Below are 17,461 nucleotides of genomic sequence, written 5' to 3'. Positions count from 1 at the left end.
AGTACTCCCCGCTTAATTACGATCCTTCTCTAACCGATAAATAAAATAGTAGAGGTGTTACTTTATATACACAGGGGTGCCTTATGTTACATTACAAAATGCTGCTTCTAGGTGATACAGTTATTGACCCCATCGTGAGATTTTTGGCAGATCCCGGAGTAGAACCGGTAATTCAGGCAACGGTTGGACCGTACAACCAAATATATCAGACACTTATGGATCCGTCTCATGCCGTTTGGCAAAACGACTCAGACATATTATTGATCTGGTCAACTCCTCAAAGCGTGATTCCATCCTTTGAAAAGCTGCAACGTTACGAAAACGTCTCCACTGATGAAATTTTGCGAGAGGTAGAACGTTTCGCTGAGTTAGTACGAAAAGCAAGTGCCAAGCATAAAGCTACTTTTGTGATTTCATGGTCTTTGCCGCCCCACCTTCGCTGGAACCAAGCTATGACCTACCAGCATAATATTGGCTTAACCAATATACTAATGCAGATGAACTTGCTCCTTGCTCAGTATTTTAGTAAACACAAAAACATAGTCATGCTGGATTCCCAATACTGGTATGCCGCCTTGCAGAAAAAAAGTTATGATCCCAAAATGTATGCGATAGGAAAAATCCATTATACCAGGGACTTCTTTGCACTTGCGGCCGAAGAAATCAAAGCGGTCGTGAAAGGAGTTTTTGGTCAGGGCAAAAAACTGATTATTTGTGATTTAGACAACACTCTTTGGGGAGGAATAATAGGTGACGACGGGATCGACCACATCAAGTTAGGTGGTATCGACCCTGTGGGTGAAAGTTTTGTTATGTTTCAAAAAGAACTCAAAAGTTTGAAAAACCGGGGCATCCTACTCGCTATCTGCAGCAAGAACAACCAAGATATAGCCATGGAAGTGATTGAACATCATCCTGGAATGGTATTAAGAAGAGATGATTTTGCAGCTTATCAGATTAACTGGAATGACAAGGCGGAGAACATCGCTAAGATTGCAAGCGATCTAAACATCGGGTTACAATCTGTCGTCTTTCTTGATGACAACCCTGTGGAGCGTGACAGGGTTAAACATGCATTCCCGGAAATCTACACGCCGGATTTACCAGAAGATTTTACACATTATCCAAACTTCCTCAGTGCTCTTCGGTGTTTTGATACACTGGAAATAACCCAGGAAGATCGTGTTCGTACGGAGTTATACCGAAGTGAAATAAAACGAAAAGTTGCGCTTCAAGAAGTGGCCTCAAAGGAAGAATGGTTGAAAACCCTGGACATCGTCGTGACGGTAAGACTGTTGGAAAAAAGTGATTTACCTCGTGCTGTGCAGCTGTTAAATAAAACGAACCAGTTCAACATGGCTACCAATCGGTATACCGAGCCTGAATATTGGGAGTGGAGTCAAGTATCCAACAATAGAGTCTATGTGTTTTATGTGCGCGACAAGTTTGGGGATGTCGGGCTAACGGGAGTGCTTAGTGTTGCACTGAAGGAAGAGACAGCGGAGATTATCGACTTTGTTATGAGTTGTAGAGTAATGGGAAAACAGATCGAAGACGCAATGCTTTGGACTGTACTTTCGAATATTCAAGCGGAAAAACCTGCTACGGTAAGGGCCATATATCGGAAAACGGCTAAGAACTCACCCTTTTACGAATACATTAAGTCCAAATACAAAGATGAGACTACTGGTGTCTTGGAAATAGCGGCAGTGAACAAGCCCGACCACATAACTATCCTGTAGAAGGTGAATCATGATGAATCGATTAGAGAAAGTGAGAACCATAGTGTCAACCATAATGGAAGTTCCCATTGAGGCAGTAACGCCTGAGTCAGAAAGAGAGGATTATGAGAAATGGGATTCATTAAATCAATTGAATCTCGTTATGGAGATTGAATCAGCGTTTGGCATCTCGTTTAGTCTAGAAGAAATGAGTAGTATCAACTCGATTAAAGATATCCTTGATATTCTTGAAGACCATTTAAAAGCATAAGGAGTCTTTCCAAATGACAGAGTTTCACTTTTTTGGACCTACAGCTAGGCTCCATCATGTTGGTCTCGCTGTTTCCAGTATAGAACTAGCAAAAATGAATGACTTGGAGGTATTTGAAGATCCGATCCAAAAGGTAAGGGTTGGATTTGTTAACGTAAGTGGGACTAATTTGGAACTCATTGAACCTGTTAGCGAGCAATCTCCTGTTCATAATAGTATCAAGAAAGGACACAAATTGGTCCATTTATGTTTTGAATTAGATGATCTACAGGCAGGCATCGATCTAGCAACATCTTATCAGTTTAAAGTGCTTCAAGAACCAACTCCTGCCGTAGCTTTTCAGAATCGTCGGATTGCATGGGTTTACCATCCTGTTTGGGGTTTATACGAGTTACTGGAAAGGGATAAAGCTGATGAAACTCCTTCCGTTTAACGTTACATACTTTGCAGATGTAGTTGACTTTTTGAAAGAAAATTGGGCCCAAAACCATCCTATCTATGACGAAGTATTATTCAATTGGCAATACAGAATAAACGATCAAGGGGAGTCAGACTCGCAACTCCTCGTTCATGAGGACCGGATTATCGGATTTCTGGGAAACATCCCAAGTGTGTTTTCAATTGCTGGAGAGAAGTTGTCAGGTGCAGGTTTGACCATGTGGATAATTGACAAAAAGTACAGAAATACGGGGTTGGGAATTAGACTTCTCATGGAAACCGAGAAACGCTTTCCTATGACTTATACGCTTGGCTGTGGCCAACAAGTGGTCCCGCTGTATAAGCGAATGGGTTATACATACATGGATTCACTAAATCGCTATGTAATACCCCTAGATGTAACGGGTTATCAAAAACTCCTTCCAGAAGCTGTCGACTTAGAGGATATAGGAAAGTGGCTAAACCACATATTTCCGGAGGTTGACACAAGAGAGTTGCCACTTGACAATATCTCGCTAAAACAGATGGAGCTTCTATACAACCGTACAATTGAAAAGGCCTTCATCATTTCGCAATTCCGAGACGAAAGCTTTTGGAATTGGAGATATGTGAATAGTAAGGGCTATAACTATCATTTTTTGGGGGATCCTGAAACAACTGGTGCTGCGGTTGTCAGAATGGACAGAGTGTATGATATAGACAATCGTCTACTACACGGAACCAAAGTACTGCGTTTAATAGAACTTTTACCAGCCAATGGCGATGTTTGGCACGGTAAAACAGATCAACGTTTTATTGCTTTGCTGCGTGCGGTATTACTGTGGGCCAAAGAGAATGGGTGTGTTGCAGCCGATTTTCAATTAAGCAACAATCGATTGGAACATATTTTATCCGAGGTCGGCTTTAAAAAACAAAACATCGATTACTCACCTAATTTATGTGGAATAGCCGGGCTGTTTCAACCGTTCCGCTACAAAGTAAACAGAATTAATGTGGCCTGGAAGGTCAAACTTGCAGAGCAGAAAACGGCTATAGTTGATCCTAATGATACGTACTTTGTCAAATCAGATTGTGATATGGATAGGCCTAACATATGGCCGCTTCCCGAAGGATGGAATAACTAAACGACGAATGGTTGTGTGAAGGGTTGAGAAAGGTCGATATTGCCGTTATGTATCACTATATCCGTGAACAGAATGGATGGGGCGCTATTCATCCCCTGCGGCCCGAGGATTTTGCCCGCCAAATAGATGTAATCCTGCAGACGCATGAAATTGTGAGTGTAGATGAACTAAGAATGCCGTCTACTAAACCAAAAGCAATTATTACTTTTGACGATGGAACGAAAGATCAGTACACATACGCATTCGATATCTTGCGGAAAAAAGGTGTTCGTGCGTATTTTGCAGTAATGTCTGGGCCACGGATTACTGGGAAAATACCGCTTGTTCATTTAGTTCATGCCGTCCTGTCATTTACTTCTGACGAAGAGTTAAGGGATATATTGATAGCTTCGTATGACGTACAGAGTCTTTCAATTGAAAGTTCCATTTATGATTACGAGACGAATAAACTTCGAAAATTTAATAAATACGTATTAAATTTTATTCTTAAGGAAACGGAAGCAAGGGCCATTTTGGAGTCGATTTTCAATGCCATTTTTCCAAATGCTGCTAAGTTTGTAAAAGAACACTACATCAGTGATTCTGAATTAATCGAAATGCATCGAGCAGGGATGACAATAGGGGTGCATGGTCACAACCACATCCCATATTACAATGATGCACAGCATTATTTTGCAACAGAAATCCTCCCTTGCAAAGAATATTTAGAAAGGGAATTGGGGATTATCGCCAAGTGGTATACCCCTCCTTTTGGCGGAGGGGAGTTTTTCCATTGCATGGAGCGGGATTTGACTCCTATTTTGTTGGAGCATGGTTTTGCAGGGGGATTTTCAACTATATCTGGTCCAATTGATGATACGAGCCGTTTCTGGTTTCCCCGGATAGACTGTAACCGCCTTTCGCCTGAGCTCCAAAGCCTAACATAATCGTACAAGCGTTTTTACCATACAGAAGGAGTGGGATGAAATGGAGAAATTTGAATTTATCCAACAATACGCTGAGTTGGAAAGACAAACACGTGAAGATCTGTTGGAATTGTTTCAGAATAGTCCTGTACCCAAAAATGAATTGATGGACCATATGGCCCTGTACGTTCATCGTCAGATGATGTCTCGGATACTGTTTCTAAATGAACTGTACCAGCACATACTGGATGTGAACGGTGTGATTATGGAATTTGGTGTGCGCTGGGGAACGAATTTGTGTATTTACGAGGCGCTTAGGGGGATTTATGAACCTTATAACTATACGAGAAAGATTATTGGATTCGACACTTTTGAGGGATTTCAATCGCTATCTTCCAAGGATGGAGATCATGCAATCATCAAAGAAGGAGCATACGCAGTAACAGAGGGTTACGAGAAATATTTGTCCGATCTGTTGTTTACCCGCCAAAAATTAAGTCCGTTAAATCATATCAACAAGTACGAGTTGGTGAAAGGCGATGCCACGAAAACCCTTAAACAGTACCTTGATCAACAGCCTGAAACGATTGTCTCTCTTGCTTACTTTGATTTTGATATTTATGAGCCAACAAAGGTATGTTTGGAATTGGTGTTAGAGAGAGTTACCAAGGGAAGTGTTATCGCATTCGATGAATTGAACTACCCGGCGTTTCCTGGTGAAACGTTAGCTCTGATGGAAGTGATGGGACTCAATAAATATCGCCTGCGCCGCTCTAAGTTTGCATCTGTTCCTTCTTACATTATTTTCGAATAGTAGGTTTTATTTTATGATAATGCCATGCCTTTCTTCCGTTTTTGGGCTCGAGGAGGGAAGGTGTGATGTTATCATTTTTGTCTGTATTTTGTTTTTAGAAACAGGCGGTATCCTGTCGCGAGTGGAATTCTGGTACGAAAGCGATTAAATCTCGAAGAATGGAAGCGTTCCATCAATGTGAATATCGCGAAGTCTCTATATCGAAACTATGTACATCCGATTGGTAGGTGATTCCATGCGTTGGCAAAACAAACGCTCCATGGTGCTGGTTGCCATCGTCATTTTCATCCTGATCCACGTCGTCTACCTGCACGGCAGCTTCGTCGATCTGCTCAACTTGACTGCCTTTGAACTGGTCGGCCTGTCCGTGATCATCTCTTATGCGATCAAGCGGAAGCACATCCAGATGAAACGGTTGGTGCGTCTGCTGGTCCATGGTCGAGAGAGCAATGTGGAAGAGACGATCAAGCGCTTCTACTATTATGCCCTGGTGCAAAAAGAGCAGGGATATTTGCAGTTGGAGAAAGAGCTGCAAAAAGAGCCCGATTCTTTCGTTCAGCGTGGCAGCCTGCTGGCGATAGAAGGAGTACCGGAAGACGAACTGCGTCTGATCCTGGAAAATGAGTTGAAGGGGGAGCAGTACCGCTATCAACAGGCAGGGGGGATGTTCCGCCTGATCGCCCTGCTTGCCCCTGGGATGGGGTTGGTTGGAACACTGCTCGGGATGACGGGCGTGCTGGAGACACTCTCTGATTTTACGCAGACAGGTCACAGCTTGAGTGCGGCGGTGATCGCTACGCTGTACGGCGCCTTGCTGGCCAACCTGTTGGCCCTTCCCTGTTATTACCGCTTGATGGACATACACGATCGTGAGATGTTTGAGAAGCGGCTCTACATCGAGGGCTGCCTCGGTCTGCAGCGGATGGAAACACCGCGTGTCTTGTTTGAGAAACTGAACTCGTTCCTGCCGGGTGATCAAAAGCTGGTGTTGATCAAGGAACCAGGAAGTATGAAGGGAACGATCGAAAGGCAGGCCGAATATGCAGGATGAGCGCTTGTACGATGAGAAAGAGCTGGAGAAAAGCTGGCTGCTTAGCTACAGCGACTTGATCTCTCTCTTGTTCGTGATCATCGTGATCATCGCTGCTACCTCCGCCTCGCAGTTCGAGAGCAAGCTGCGTGAGGTGAAGCAGGCGGAGGCGGAACAGCAGACCGCCTTGCAGGAGACGATCAAGAGCAAAGACATCCTCGAGCTGCAAAAGTTGGAGCTGCAGCGGGAAATCGCCCTGTTGGAACAGCGTCAGCAGCAGTTGGTGGCTGATATCGAGGCTGTCCGGACCGTAGAGGAGGATGCCAGCAAGCGCCTGGACATCGTCCGCTCGCAGTTGGCCGCCGCCCTGCATGAGATGAACGTGCAGTTCGAACAAACACCGGAGGGATTGATGATCCGCCTCCCGGAGAATGTCTTGTTTACTAGCGGATCGGCAGAATTACAAGAGACAGGCAGGCAGGTGATTGCATCGGTGGCCGGAGTGCTGCAGCGTTTCCCGCACCTGGTCCGGATCGAGGGGTATACAGATAACGTGCCGATCGCCAACAGCAGGTATCGGACCAACTGGGAACTATCGGCCGCACGCGCGCTGTCGGTGATGCGGGAGATGGTCGATCAGCATCAGCTCCCTCCTTCTCGCTTTATCGTCGCCGGACTTGGGGAACGAAACCCGGTTGCCGACAATACGACAGCGGCTAATCGGGCGCGGAATCGCAGGGTGGAGTTAGTGATTCTGCCTGATCTGCAGCAGGCTGATCAATAAAAAAAATTTGCCTAAGAGGAATTTCTTCATGCAAAGCGAATCTATTCTCGTTAAGTGCTGAAAGATTCTTTGTTTTCCGGCACTTGTCTTTTGGAAGCATCGCCAAATCAGGTTGATTCTGTGAAACAGAGACGATAGCAGGGTCGGCTGATCTGGAGATGTTTCGGACACAGTGTGTGTTCCTCAACTTTTCCCCATGTGCACAAGTGGTTGTGGATAATGTGGACAACTCTGTGGAGAACGCGTCGTTTAGGGGACGCCGTTGTGTACAGGTCGTACAGTCGAGGAATGACATCTGTGTGGTTGCACAAACTGGAAGAGGGAAGGACAAAAGGGGGTTCACGAGATGAAGAAGAACGGATGGAACAGAAACTGGTTGCTGATGATCGTCGCACTGCTCAGTTTTACGCTGTTGGCAGCGGGATGCGGCACTAGCCAGCCTGAGGCGGGCAATCAGCAAAACACAGGTGCGGGCAATGAACAGGCCAATACCGGCGACACGAACAATCAGTCGGGTGAGGGCACCGCAGAAAAGACTTACGTCGTTGGAACCGACGCGATCTATCCGCCGTTTGAAAAAATGGAAGCCGACAAGATCTCCGGCTTTGACATTGACGTCATCAACGCGATTGCTGAGGCAGCTGGGATGAAGATTGAGATCAAGCATACCGGCTGGGACCCGCTGTTTGACGGGATTGAAAAAGGGACAGTCGATCTCGGCATCTCGGCGATTACCATCACAGACGACCGCAAACAGAAGTACGACTTTACCGAGCCGTACTTTGAGGCAAATCAGTTGATCATGGTAGCTGAAGATTCTCCGGTAACCAAACTGGCTGACTTGAAAGGAATGACCATCGGGGTACAAGGCGGAACTACCGGTGCTATCGCAGTCAAAAAAGCGTTTGGTGACACCTATGAAGGCTTGAGAGAGTACGAAGACACTCCGTCGGCCGTGGATGACTTCTTCAACGGCCGTGTACAGGCTGTAGTGGCTGACAACGGTGTGCTTTCCCTCTACACCAAGACGGCTGCTGGCAAAAAGTTTAAGCTGCTCAAAGATGACTCGTTTGAGAAAGAATATTACGGCATCATGGTCAAAAAAGGAAACAGCGAGCTTCTCGAAAAGCTGAACCAAGGGCTCAAGACGATCCAGGACAACGGAAAACTGGAGGAGATTCACAAACAGTACTTTGTTCAATAAAGGTTGAATAAAGCATAAACAAATCGTCTCAAGTACAGTCAGCAGCGGGACAGTGATGTTGACAGATAGACGAATATCCTTCGGCAGCATGAAGGCGGGCGCGTCTGATGGCGTGCCCGCTTTTCAACAAGATTTGTGAAAGGAGGACACCAATGGATTGGAATTGGTACGTGGTCTGGGAATATCGCGAGTGGTTTTATCGGGGAATCATGTATACCATTTTGCTGACTTCGGTAGCGATATCACTGGGGACAGTCATGGGTCTGTTTATTGGGCTGGCCAAAATTTCGAAGATCAAGATCCTGCGGATTCCGGCGGCGATTTACGTGGAAGTATTTCGGGGTACACCGCTGTTCGTCCAGATCTTCCTGTTTCACTTTGCAGTTATCCCTTCGTTTTGGGAAACATTCTTTCCCGGTTCGCCCGCGCCGCAGCCCTTGTTTACCGGTTTTGTCGCCCTGACGCTCAATGCAGCCGCCTATATTGCCGAGATCTTCCGGGCCGGGATACAATCGATTGACCCCGGGCAGATGGAAGCGGCCCGTTCGCTGGGGATGACGAATCGAATGGCGATGCGGCTGATCATTATCCCGCAGGCATTTGTACGGATGTTGCCACCGTTGGGCAACGAGTTTATCACGCTGCTGAAAGACTCTTCGCTGCTTGCCGCCATTTCGGTGACAGACCTAGCTTACGCCGGGATCAACGTGGCCAAGAGTACCTTCGAACGCTACCCTCCATATCTGACGATCGCCGCTATTTATCTAATCATGACACTTTTCCTGTCACGGGTCGTCGTTCGTGGACTGGAAAAACGGTACACACGCTGACATCCACAATTTGACTTTGGGATGAGCAGAGTGATATATTCGAGACGTGGGGTGTCGCTCCACAGTTTCCAAAAAGAAAGGACTGTATTTTGCATGCTGGGTAAAGTAAAATGGTTCAACGCTGAAAAGGGTTATGGGTTCATCGAGCGTGAAGATGGAGGAGACGTGTTCGTTCACTACTCCGCCATTCAGTCGGATGGATTCAAAACCTTGGACGAAGGTCAGTCTGTGGAGTTTGACATCGTAGAAGGTGACCGTGGCCCTCAAGCAGCAAACGTCATCAAGCTGTAAGGTTTCCGCGTTGGAAACAGTTACCGAATAAAATGACGAGCCCTACCCCCTGAACTGTGTTCAGGGGGTATTACATTTTCAACACATTCTCCATTAGCCGACAATTTGTTCGATCGTGATTCCACGCTCTTTGCGCAAATCAATGTACTGGCGGCCGCTCCGTACGAGGGGACGCATCGGTTCGTCGAGGTGAATCAGTACCACTTCTACTTCCTCACCGTTACTGAGAATGGCCTTATGTCCGACGTAACATTGAACGATGTATTGGATGAACCGGGAGACGATCTCGGGGTGCAGCTTGCCGTTGAACATGGCTCCCCAGAGAATCTTCGCCGCCTCAAATGGAGAGGTGCGTGATTTGTAGACACGGTCCGAGCAGATGGCATCAAACGTGTCGGCTACAGCCACCAACTGGCACTCAACGGGCAGTTCGTCGCCTGTACGTCCCTCCGGATAGCCCGACCCGTCACAGCGTTCATGATGCCAGTGGGCACACTGTACGAGTACCGAATCCGTTCCCTCCATCTGCTTCAGCAATTGATACCCATAGATGGTGTGCTTCTTCACTACTTCGAACTCTTCCTCTGTCAGTTCGCCAGGTTTCATCAGCACATTCTGTGGGATCATCATTTTCCCGATGTCGTGCAAGAGACCGGCTTGACCCATCAGAATGATCCGTTCTTGCGGCCAGTTGAGGAGCTTGGCCAGAAGGGCGGACAGAATTCCAACATTGATGGAATGGCGGTAGGTGTAATTTTCCGATCCCTCCAGCAGATAGATCGGATGAAAAATACCTGTCTCTTGCAGGACCTGATTGAGCAGGGGAAAAAAAGCCTCCGTAAACTGGTGCAAGGACGGGATATGGATCTCTGATATCTTTCCAAACAACTCTTTGGTTTGTTCCAAAGCGCGAGAGTACGTTTGGATCACTTCAGGGTCTCTGTATAGCAACCGTTTGATCTGAGCGTGGATCTCTCCACTGTACTCATCTCCTGGACCGAATGGTATCCATTCAAACAGAGTGGATGCGGGAATATGGGTCACCTGATGGGCAAGCAGCAGGCGAATATCTTTGGAAGTCAGCTCTGTTCCCCGGGACAGAAGCAGCAATCCGTTCTCGTTGTATACGTCATCTGACAGGATTTTCCCAATCAGAGCGGGTCCTGTCTTCACCATTTGAGGCATGGATCACTCCTCCATCGTACGGGTTTGTGCATGTGCTTCCCTATTATAGCAATTGTTCGCGCTCCTGTGCATCTGTTGCTGTTGTGTTTCATGACCCCCATGCATGCTGTTTGTAAAGGTTATGTAAAAAAATTATGAAGGGCAGAGGAGGATTTTCACTGTCCACAAGGAATACAGTAAACATAGACGGAAGGAGGTCAGGTGCCATGAAAATGCAAGTTCGTGGTGAAAACATTCAGGTTACTGCAGCTCTTCGCGACTATGTAGAGAAGAAACTCGGCCGTCTCGAACGCTACTTCGACAACGGGCAGGTGAAAGACGTCAACGTAACCTTGCGAGTCCTCCGGGGGGACGGGATCATCGAGGTGACCATCCCTATGACAGGCGTGATCATCCGCGCCGAAGAAACTCATGAAGACATGTATGCCGCTATCGATCTGGTGATTGAGAAACTGGAGCGTCAAATCCGCAAATATAAAACCAAGATAAACCGCAAGCTTCGGCACGATTCGACGGCGAAAATAGCGCTGCGTCAGGCAGAATCGGTGGCTGTCCTGACAGACGATGAAGAAGACGACGATGAGCTGAACATCGTCCGCACCAAACGGTTTGACTTGAAGCCAATGGATGCGGAAGAAGCCGTCTTGCAGATGGATATGCTGGGACACAGCTTTTTTGTCTTCCAAAACAGCGTAACCAATGAGGTAAATGTCGTTTATCGTCGAAACGATGGACGATATGGATTGATTGAACCAAAATGAGCAAAATGTGACGATTGAGGGAGTTGTCGTTTGGCAGCTCCCTTTACTTGTGCACTTTTCACATCATTTGTTACAATAATCATTTAGATGGGTTCATGTGTTATTTTTAATTTAATGTGATCCAGGATGGGTCCACCGACGGGTGTGAACCGTGAAAGGGGTGTCCCTATGTTAGGACTGGTAAAGAAAATATTTGGTGATGCAAACGAGCGAGAAGTGAAAAAAATGTTTAAACGCGTTGAGAAAATCAACGCTTTGGAACCGGAGATTGCTGCGTTGAGTGATGAGCAGCTGCGGCAAAAAACAGAAGAGTTCAAGTCTCGCCTGGCTCAGGGTGCGAGCCTCGACGATATTCTAAACGAAGCGTTTGCCGTTGTCCGTGAAGGATCCAAACGGGTACTGGGCATGCGCCATTTCGACGTGCAGTTGATCGGTGGGATGGTGCTGCAGGAGGGACGCATCGCGGAGATGAAGACCGGGGAAGGGAAAACCTTGGTGGCGACGCTGGCAACCTATTTGAATGCCCTGCAAGGGAAAGGCGTCCATGTGGTCACTGTCAACGAATACTTAGCTGAGCGTGACGCCACGACCATGGGTAAGCTGTACGGTTTTCTCGGCCTGACGGTTGGCCTCAACAAACACGGCATCAGTACAGATGAAAAGCGCGCTGCCTATAACTGCGACATTACGTACGGGACAAACAACGAGTTCGGGTTTGATTACTTGCGGGACAATATGGTCTTGTACAAAGAGCAGATGGTACAGCGCCCGCTCTACTATGCGATTATCGACGAGGTAGACAGCATCTTGATCGACGAGGCCAGGACGCCGTTGATCATTTCCGGGGCGGCCAACCGCTCGACGGAGCTTTATCACATCTGCGCTCACTTCGTCAAACGGTTGGAAGAGGAGACCGACTATACGGTTGATGAAAAGCTGAAGATTGTCTCCTTGACTGACGAGGGTGTCGCCAAGGTAGAAAAAGCCTTTAATATCGACAACTTGTACGATACCAAACACATCACGCTGAATCACCACATCACCTCTGCGTTGAAAGCACAAGTGCTGTTCAAGCGGGATGTCGACTATGTGGTGCAGAACGGCGAAGTGGTGATCGTGGACGAATTTACCGGACGCCTGATGGTCGGGCGGCGGTATGGCGACGGTCTGCACCAGGCGATCGAGGCCAAAGAAGCCCTAAAAGTACAAAGCGAGAGTATGACCCTCGCGACGATTACGCTGCAGAACTACTTCCGTATGTATCAGAAACTGGCTGGCATGACCGGAACGGCCAAAACAGAAGAAGAAGAGTTTAAGAAAATCTACGGGCTGGACGTAGTTGTCATCCCGACCAACCGTCCGGTGATCCGTCAAGACTTGCCAGATGTAATTTATAAAACCGAAGACGCAAAGTATAAAGCGGTCGTCAATGAAATCATCGAGCGGCATAAAAAAGGACAGCCTGTGCTGGTCGGGACGATCTCGATCGAGAATTCGGAGCGACTTTCAAAAATGTTGCGGCAAAAAGGTGTTCCGCATAACGTGCTCAACGCCAAGCAGCATGAGCGTGAGGCGGAAATCATCGCCCGTGCAGGGCAGTACGGCTCCGTTACGATTGCTACCAACATGGCTGGTCGCGGAACCGACATCCAGCTCGGTGAAGGCGTAGCGGAAGTGGGCGGACTGCACATCCTCGGGACGGAGCGTCACGAGAGCCGCCGGATTGACAACCAGCTCCGCGGACGCTCCGGACGTCAGGGTGACCCTGGTTCGTCACAGTTTTTCCTCTCGTTGCAAGATGAGTTGATGCGCCGCTTTGGAGCGGAAAATATCATGAACATGATGGACCGATTGGGCATGGAGGAAGACGTACCGATCGAGAGCCGGTTGGTGTCTCGTGCTGTTGAATCAGCGCAAAAGCGGGTGGAAGGCAGCAACTTCGATGCCCGTAAAGTGGTTCTGCAGTATGATGACGTGATGAACCAGCAGCGTGAGGTCATCTACAAGCAGCGTCGCGACATCCTGGAAAATGAGAACTTGCGTGAAGTAGTGCTAGGCATGATCGCAAGCGTCATTGAGCGCATGGTAGAAGCATACTGTCCAAAGGAAGAAGTACCGGAAGAATGGGATCTGCAAGGATTGCTGGATTCGGCCAACAACGGCTTCCTGCGTGAGGAAACGATTACCCTCAAAGATCTCAAGGGCAAGGAAGCTGAAGAAATTCTCGAGTTGCTCAAGAGCGAAGTGGAGAAACAGTTCGCCAAACGGGAAGAAGAGATTGGCGAGTTGATGTCCGAGTTTGAGAAAGTGGTCGTTCTGCGTGCGGTAGACAGCAAGTGGATGGATCATATCGACGCGATGGAACAGCTGCGTCAGGGTATTCATCTGCGCGCTTATGGACAGACCGACCCGTTGCGTGAATATCAATTCGAGGGCTACGAGATGTTCCAGGCGATGGTTGCCAAGATCGAAGAAGAAGTGGCGCTCTACATCATGAAAGCAGAAGTGAGCCAGAATCTGGAGCGTCAGGAGGTTATCAAGGGACAGGCAGCCAACCAGAAAGAATTGAAAACATCAGGTCCTTCGGAGAGACCGACCAGTGCCACCTCAGGCGATGCCGAACCGAAAAACCGGGCGCAGCGCCGTGCGGAGGAGCAGGAACGGCGGCGTCAGCAGAAGCGCACGCGCTAACGAACGAAACACCATTTTCCGCTTTCAACGGGAGAATGGTGTTTTTCTTATGCATATTTTAGTACCAACTACTAATACTTTATACTATAATCAAGTTATAAAAGATCGTTCGCATCTGATTACTAGAAAGGCAGGGAAGAAAGATGACAAATACAGGAGTGGCTCTCTCCTCTCGTGCACGCATAACCGCAATTGGCAGCTACGTGCCAGAAAAGGTTTTGACCAATCACGATTTGGAGCAGATGGTAGAGACCAGCGACGAATGGATTGTGCAGCGGACCGGGATACGGGAGCGGCGCATAGCTGCTGCAGATGAATTTACCAGTGATCTCTGTGTCGCCGCTGTAAACGATTTGGCGAGAAGGTACGGAAAATCGCTGGATGATGTGGAGGTAGTGATCGTTAGCACGTCTACACCAGATTTCCCATTTCCCAGTGTATCCAGTCAAGTACAGGCCAGGCTTGGACTAGAGGGGGCGGGAGCGATTGATTTGCAGGCAGCATGCGCCGGATTTGCGTATGGCCTGCATTTGGCCAATTCGCTGATTACGGCGGGCATGCATAAAAAGGTGCTGGTGATCGGGGCAGAGACGCTGTCAAAGATTACGGACTACAGTGACCGTACGACGTGCATCCTATTTGGCGATGGAGCAGGAGCGGTCTTGGTCGAGCGCGATGAAGAACATCCTGGGTTTCTATCGTATCACTTGGGTTCCCAAGGCGAAGGTGGTGTTCATCTGTACTGCAGCGGACTTTCCTCCAAGATTGGGGATCAGGAGCTGATCGACAACAAACGGATTGTTCAGAACGGTCGGGAAGTGTACAAGTGGGCCGTCACCACTGTGCCAAAAGGAATGCAAAAGGTTGTGGAGAAGGTGGGCATGACCCTGGACCAGGTTGACTGGTTTATTCCGCACAGCGCCAATCTGCGCATGATCGAATCGATTTGCGAAAAGACTGGTTTTCCGCTGGAGAGGACACTCTACAGCTTGGAATACTATGGGAATACATCGGCAGCAACGATCCCTCTATCGCTTCACATGGCCATCAAGGAGGAGAAAATAAAAGCGGGAGATACGATCTTGATGTACGGATTTGGTGGTGGATTGGTCCACGCCGGATTGTTGATCAAGTGGGGGAAAGTCTGACGGGGACAGAAATAAGGGAATCACCAAAAGCACCAAAAGTACCAAAGGATCGGAAATAAAAAAGTCGAAAGTGGCTCGCTTAATACGAAAGCGGGCCATTTCTTCATTTGTTTTATACAATACCTATGTATGGTATAATACACAAAAGACGATCATTATGGATGCAGAGGGAGGGGTTGCTGTGCGGCAGCAGTGGAGGGTGGGGATATTCCTGTACGAGGAGGTAGATGTGCTTGATGTTGCCGGTCCGTTTGAAGTGCTTTCCCTTACCGGGTACACGCAGAAACACGTCGCTAGAATTCTCGATGGTACGGATTGTCAGGAGGACCATCCGTTTATCGTGCGGACGGTATCGGAGACGGGAGAAGCGGTGAAGGCGCACAATGGCCTGCGCATCGTGCCCGACTACGGGTTTGCGGATGCGCCTCATTTTGATATCCTTGTGATTCCCGGTGGGGCTGCGCTGACGGTAAAACGGATGATGGACAACAGCACCGTCATCGACTGGATCGGAGAGCAAATGAAACAAGTACAGTTGATGACGTCTGTCTGTACCGGATCGTTTTTGCTGGCCAAGGCCGGGCTGCTTGCGGGAAAGCAGGTCACCACTCACCGGTTTGGTCAAGACGCTTTGGCGCTGCTCAATCCCGATCTGCAAATAGTGCCTGATCAAAAGGTAGTGGATCAGGGGAATCTGATCACCTCAGGTGGGATATCGGCAGGGATTGAGATGGCATTGCACGTAGTGGGCCGATTGCTTGGCCGGGAAGCCGCAGTGACCACGGCGCGTTCGCTGGAATACGACGGCTACCACCCGGTTGTCCCGGCAGCCTCCTATTCACAAGAACGATTGTCTTGGAACCGGGCGATCAGGCAGTTGGTACGGCTGTTTCGTCTGTATCTGTACGAACGTGCTCAAAAAAGGATACAGCGGTAAAGAGGAGAGAGAAAAAGCGGATCATCAACTGTTCCAGTCTGGTTGCACTCTCGGCAAAATCCGCTACAATAAGTAGGAACAAGGAAAAATCTTTACACAAGGGTGGTTCAAACATATGGCTTTGATCGACGTGACCAACGTCAAGCAGGAACTGACCAATATGGCTAAGCGATTAGCGGATATCAGGGGGTCTCTTTGACCTCCCTGTAAAACAGGAGCGAGTCGGTGAACTGGAGGAGCGAATGCTGGCTCCCGATTTCTGGGACGACAACGACGCGGCACAGAAGACGATCAGTGAACTGAACGCATTAAAAAGTCTCGTTGATACGATGCATTCGTTGGATACTTCTTATGAAGACCTGCAGGTGATGCTGGAATTGGCGGTAGAGGAAGAGGATGAGTCGCTGATCCCCGACCTATACGACAGCGTACAGTCGCTCAAACGGGAGGTAGAGCAGTTTGAACTGCAGCTTCTGCTCAGCGGTCCCTACGACAAAAACAACGCAATTCTGGAGCTTCATCCCGGAGCAGGTGGAACAGAATCGCAGGATTGGGCAGAGATGCTTCTGCGGATGTACACGCGCTGGGCCGACGATAAAGGATTCAAGGTGGAGACGCTCGATTACCTGCCTGGTGATGAGGCAGGGGTAAAAAGTGTTACGTTGCTGATCAAAGGGCACAATGCATACGGATATCTCAAGGCGGAAAAAGGTGTTCACCGCCTGGTGCGGATTTCTCCATTTGACGCTTCCGGACGCCGCCATACCTCTTTCGTCTCCTGCAATGTACTGCCGGAGATCGAGGCGGATGACCAAGTGGATATTCGCAGCGAGGATCTGAAGGTGGATACCTATCGATCCAGTGGTGCAGGAGGACAGCACATCAATACCACCGACTCTGCCGTACGGATTACCCACCTGCCCACAGGGATTGTCGTCACCTGCCAGTCGGAGCGGTCCCAGATCAAGAACCGGGAGCGGGCGATGACGATGCTGGCAGCCAAGCTGTTTGAACGCAAGCGGGAAGAACAGCAGCAGCAGTTGGCTGAGATCCAGGGCGAGCAAAAAGACATCGCCTGGGGCAGCCAAATCCGTTCGTACGTGTTCCATCCTTACAGTCTGGTCAAAGATCACCGCACCAATGTGGAGGTGGGGAACGTCCAGGCTGTGATGGACGGTGAACTGGACTCGTTTATTGATGCCTACCTTCGCTCGCAACTGAATCAGTCTTAACATAGGCTTTTCTGGTTATCTATGTTCCGAGTAAAACAGCGCAGTCTAATAAAGGGCTGCGCTGTTTGCTGCAACTTGCCCGATTCTCCTACGTA

Annotated in this window: 17 protein-coding genes; 16 read left to right on the top strand and 1 reads right to left on the bottom strand. The window is 48.4% G+C overall.

Annotated elements, in window-relative coordinates:
- Positions 1-83 precede the first annotated feature (83 nt).
- From LOK74_RS18685 to LOK74_RS18635, 11 genes are all read left to right on the top strand, one after another.
- A complete protein-coding gene (locus LOK74_RS18685; protein ID WP_230043503.1) occupies positions 84-1,742 on the top strand; it encodes an HAD-IIIC family phosphatase in 1,659 nt (552 codons plus the stop codon).
- Positions 1,743-1,755: 13 nt separating this feature from the next.
- Positions 1,756-1,992, top strand: a complete 237-nt coding sequence (locus LOK74_RS18680) for an acyl carrier protein (protein WP_230043502.1) — start codon at positions 1,756-1,758, stop codon at positions 1,990-1,992.
- Positions 1,993-2,005: 13 nt separating this feature from the next.
- Positions 2,006-2,425 (top strand): VOC family protein, encoded by a 420-nt coding sequence (locus tag LOK74_RS18675; protein WP_230043501.1) that lies wholly within the window; start codon positions 2,006-2,008, stop codon positions 2,423-2,425.
- On the top strand, positions 2,406-3,554 hold the full coding sequence (locus LOK74_RS18670) for a GNAT family N-acetyltransferase (RefSeq protein WP_230043500.1): 1,149 nt from the start codon (positions 2,406-2,408) through the stop codon (positions 3,552-3,554). Before LOK74_RS18675 ends, LOK74_RS18670 begins: the two co-directional genes overlap by 20 nt.
- Positions 3,555-3,577: 23 nt before the next feature.
- On the top strand, positions 3,578-4,480 hold the full coding sequence (locus LOK74_RS18665) for a polysaccharide deacetylase family protein (RefSeq protein ID WP_230043499.1): 903 nt from the start codon (positions 3,578-3,580) through the stop codon (positions 4,478-4,480).
- A gap of 40 nt (positions 4,481-4,520) precedes the next feature.
- A complete protein-coding gene (locus LOK74_RS18660; protein WP_230043498.1) occupies positions 4,521-5,273 on the top strand; it encodes a class I SAM-dependent methyltransferase in 753 nt (250 codons plus the stop codon).
- Between the two features lie 235 nt (positions 5,274-5,508).
- Positions 5,509-6,324: a motility protein A gene (locus LOK74_RS18655; RefSeq protein ID WP_230043497.1), complete on the top strand. Its 816-nt coding sequence runs from the start codon at positions 5,509-5,511 to the stop codon at positions 6,322-6,324.
- Positions 6,314-7,087, top strand: a complete 774-nt coding sequence (locus LOK74_RS18650) for an OmpA family protein (protein WP_230043496.1) — start codon at positions 6,314-6,316, stop codon at positions 7,085-7,087. Before LOK74_RS18655 ends, LOK74_RS18650 begins: the two co-directional genes overlap by 11 nt.
- 346 nt (positions 7,088-7,433) lie before the next feature.
- Positions 7,434-8,291, top strand: coding sequence for a basic amino acid ABC transporter substrate-binding protein (locus LOK74_RS18645; protein WP_230043495.1), 858 nt, complete (start codon positions 7,434-7,436; stop codon positions 8,289-8,291).
- Between the two features lie 152 nt (positions 8,292-8,443).
- The gene (locus LOK74_RS18640) at positions 8,444-9,121 is read left to right on the top strand and encodes an amino acid ABC transporter permease (protein WP_230043494.1); all 678 of its coding nucleotides are present in this window, start codon (positions 8,444-8,446) and stop codon (positions 9,119-9,121) included.
- A gap of 93 nt (positions 9,122-9,214) precedes the next feature.
- Entirely contained in the window at positions 9,215-9,412 is a 198-nt protein-coding gene (locus tag LOK74_RS18635; RefSeq protein ID WP_230043493.1) for a cold shock domain-containing protein, read from the top strand.
- Positions 9,413-9,505: 93 nt separating this feature from the next.
- Here LOK74_RS18635 and LOK74_RS18630 read toward each other — a convergent pair whose 3' ends face one another.
- Entirely contained in the window at positions 9,506-10,597 is a 1,092-nt protein-coding gene (locus tag LOK74_RS18630) for an HD-GYP domain-containing protein (RefSeq protein WP_230043492.1), read from the bottom strand.
- 206 nt (positions 10,598-10,803) lie between these two features.
- Between LOK74_RS18630 and hpf the strand changes: the two genes are divergently transcribed.
- The 5 genes from hpf (at position 10,804) to prfB (ending at position 17,366) form a co-directional block, all read left to right on the top strand.
- Positions 10,804-11,358 carry a ribosome hibernation-promoting factor, HPF/YfiA family gene (hpf, locus tag LOK74_RS18625; protein ID WP_230043491.1) on the top strand — a complete coding sequence of 185 codons (555 nt, stop codon included), beginning with the start codon at positions 10,804-10,806 and terminating at the stop codon, positions 11,356-11,358.
- 168 nt (positions 11,359-11,526) lie between these two features.
- A complete protein-coding gene (gene secA2, locus LOK74_RS18620) occupies positions 11,527-14,049 on the top strand; it encodes an accessory Sec system translocase SecA2 (protein ID WP_230043490.1) in 2,523 nt (840 codons plus the stop codon).
- Positions 14,050-14,192: 143 nt separating this feature from the next.
- Positions 14,193-15,197, top strand: a complete 1,005-nt coding sequence (locus LOK74_RS18615) for a ketoacyl-ACP synthase III (protein WP_230043489.1) — start codon at positions 14,193-14,195, stop codon at positions 15,195-15,197.
- Positions 15,198-15,378: 181 nt separating this feature from the next.
- Positions 15,379-16,134 (top strand): DJ-1/PfpI family protein, encoded by a 756-nt coding sequence (locus LOK74_RS18610; RefSeq protein ID WP_338148618.1) that lies wholly within the window; start codon positions 15,379-15,381, stop codon positions 16,132-16,134.
- Between the two features lie 115 nt (positions 16,135-16,249).
- Positions 16,250-17,366, top strand: a protein-coding gene (gene prfB / locus LOK74_RS18605) for a peptide chain release factor 2 (RefSeq protein ID WP_230043488.1) whose coding sequence is annotated in 2 segments (ribosomal slippage) — positions 16,250-16,330 and positions 16,332-17,366 — 1,116 coding nt in all. Because the reading frame shifts where the segments join, the coding sequence is not laid out codon by codon here.
- Positions 17,367-17,461: the final 95 nt, after the last annotated feature.

The sequence above is a fragment of the Brevibacillus humidisoli genome (assembly GCF_020923435.1).
GTDB lineage: Bacteria > Bacillota > Bacilli > Brevibacillales > Brevibacillaceae > Brevibacillus_E > Brevibacillus_E humidisoli.
This window is presented reverse-complemented; position numbering and strand designations above follow the sequence as displayed.

Excerpts from the sequence above, each read along its gene's own strand:
- LOK74_RS18680 (WP_230043502.1), top strand. The coding sequence starts at position 1,756 with ATGAATCGATTAGAGAAAGTGAGAACCATAGTGTCAACCATAATGGAA.
- LOK74_RS18670 (WP_230043500.1), top strand. The coding sequence starts at position 2,406 with ATGAAACTCCTTCCGTTTAACGTTACATACTTTGCAGATGTAGTTGAC.
- hpf (WP_230043491.1), top strand. The coding sequence starts at position 10,804 with ATGAAAATGCAAGTTCGTGGTGAAAACATTCAGGTTACTGCAGCTCTT.
- LOK74_RS18660 (WP_230043498.1), top strand. The coding sequence starts at position 4,521 with ATGGAGAAATTTGAATTTATCCAACAATACGCTGAGTTGGAAAGACAA.
- LOK74_RS18675 (WP_230043501.1), top strand. The coding sequence starts at position 2,006 with ATGACAGAGTTTCACTTTTTTGGACCTACAGCTAGGCTCCATCATGTT.
- LOK74_RS18685 (WP_230043503.1), top strand. The coding sequence starts at position 84 with ATGTTACATTACAAAATGCTGCTTCTAGGTGATACAGTTATTGACCCC.
- LOK74_RS18615 (WP_230043489.1), top strand. The coding sequence starts at position 14,193 with ATGACAAATACAGGAGTGGCTCTCTCCTCTCGTGCACGCATAACCGCA.
- LOK74_RS18645 (WP_230043495.1), top strand. The coding sequence starts at position 7,434 with ATGAAGAAGAACGGATGGAACAGAAACTGGTTGCTGATGATCGTCGCA.
- LOK74_RS18635 (WP_230043493.1), top strand. The coding sequence starts at position 9,215 with ATGCTGGGTAAAGTAAAATGGTTCAACGCTGAAAAGGGTTATGGGTTC.
- LOK74_RS18655 (WP_230043497.1), top strand. The coding sequence starts at position 5,509 with ATGCGTTGGCAAAACAAACGCTCCATGGTGCTGGTTGCCATCGTCATT.
- secA2 (WP_230043490.1), top strand. The coding sequence starts at position 11,527 with ATGTTAGGACTGGTAAAGAAAATATTTGGTGATGCAAACGAGCGAGAA.
- LOK74_RS18640 (WP_230043494.1), top strand. The coding sequence starts at position 8,444 with ATGGATTGGAATTGGTACGTGGTCTGGGAATATCGCGAGTGGTTTTAT.
- LOK74_RS18630 (WP_230043492.1), bottom strand. The coding sequence starts at position 10,597 with ATGCCTCAAATGGTGAAGACAGGACCCGCTCTGATTGGGAAAATCCTG.
- LOK74_RS18650 (WP_230043496.1), top strand. The coding sequence starts at position 6,314 with ATGCAGGATGAGCGCTTGTACGATGAGAAAGAGCTGGAGAAAAGCTGG.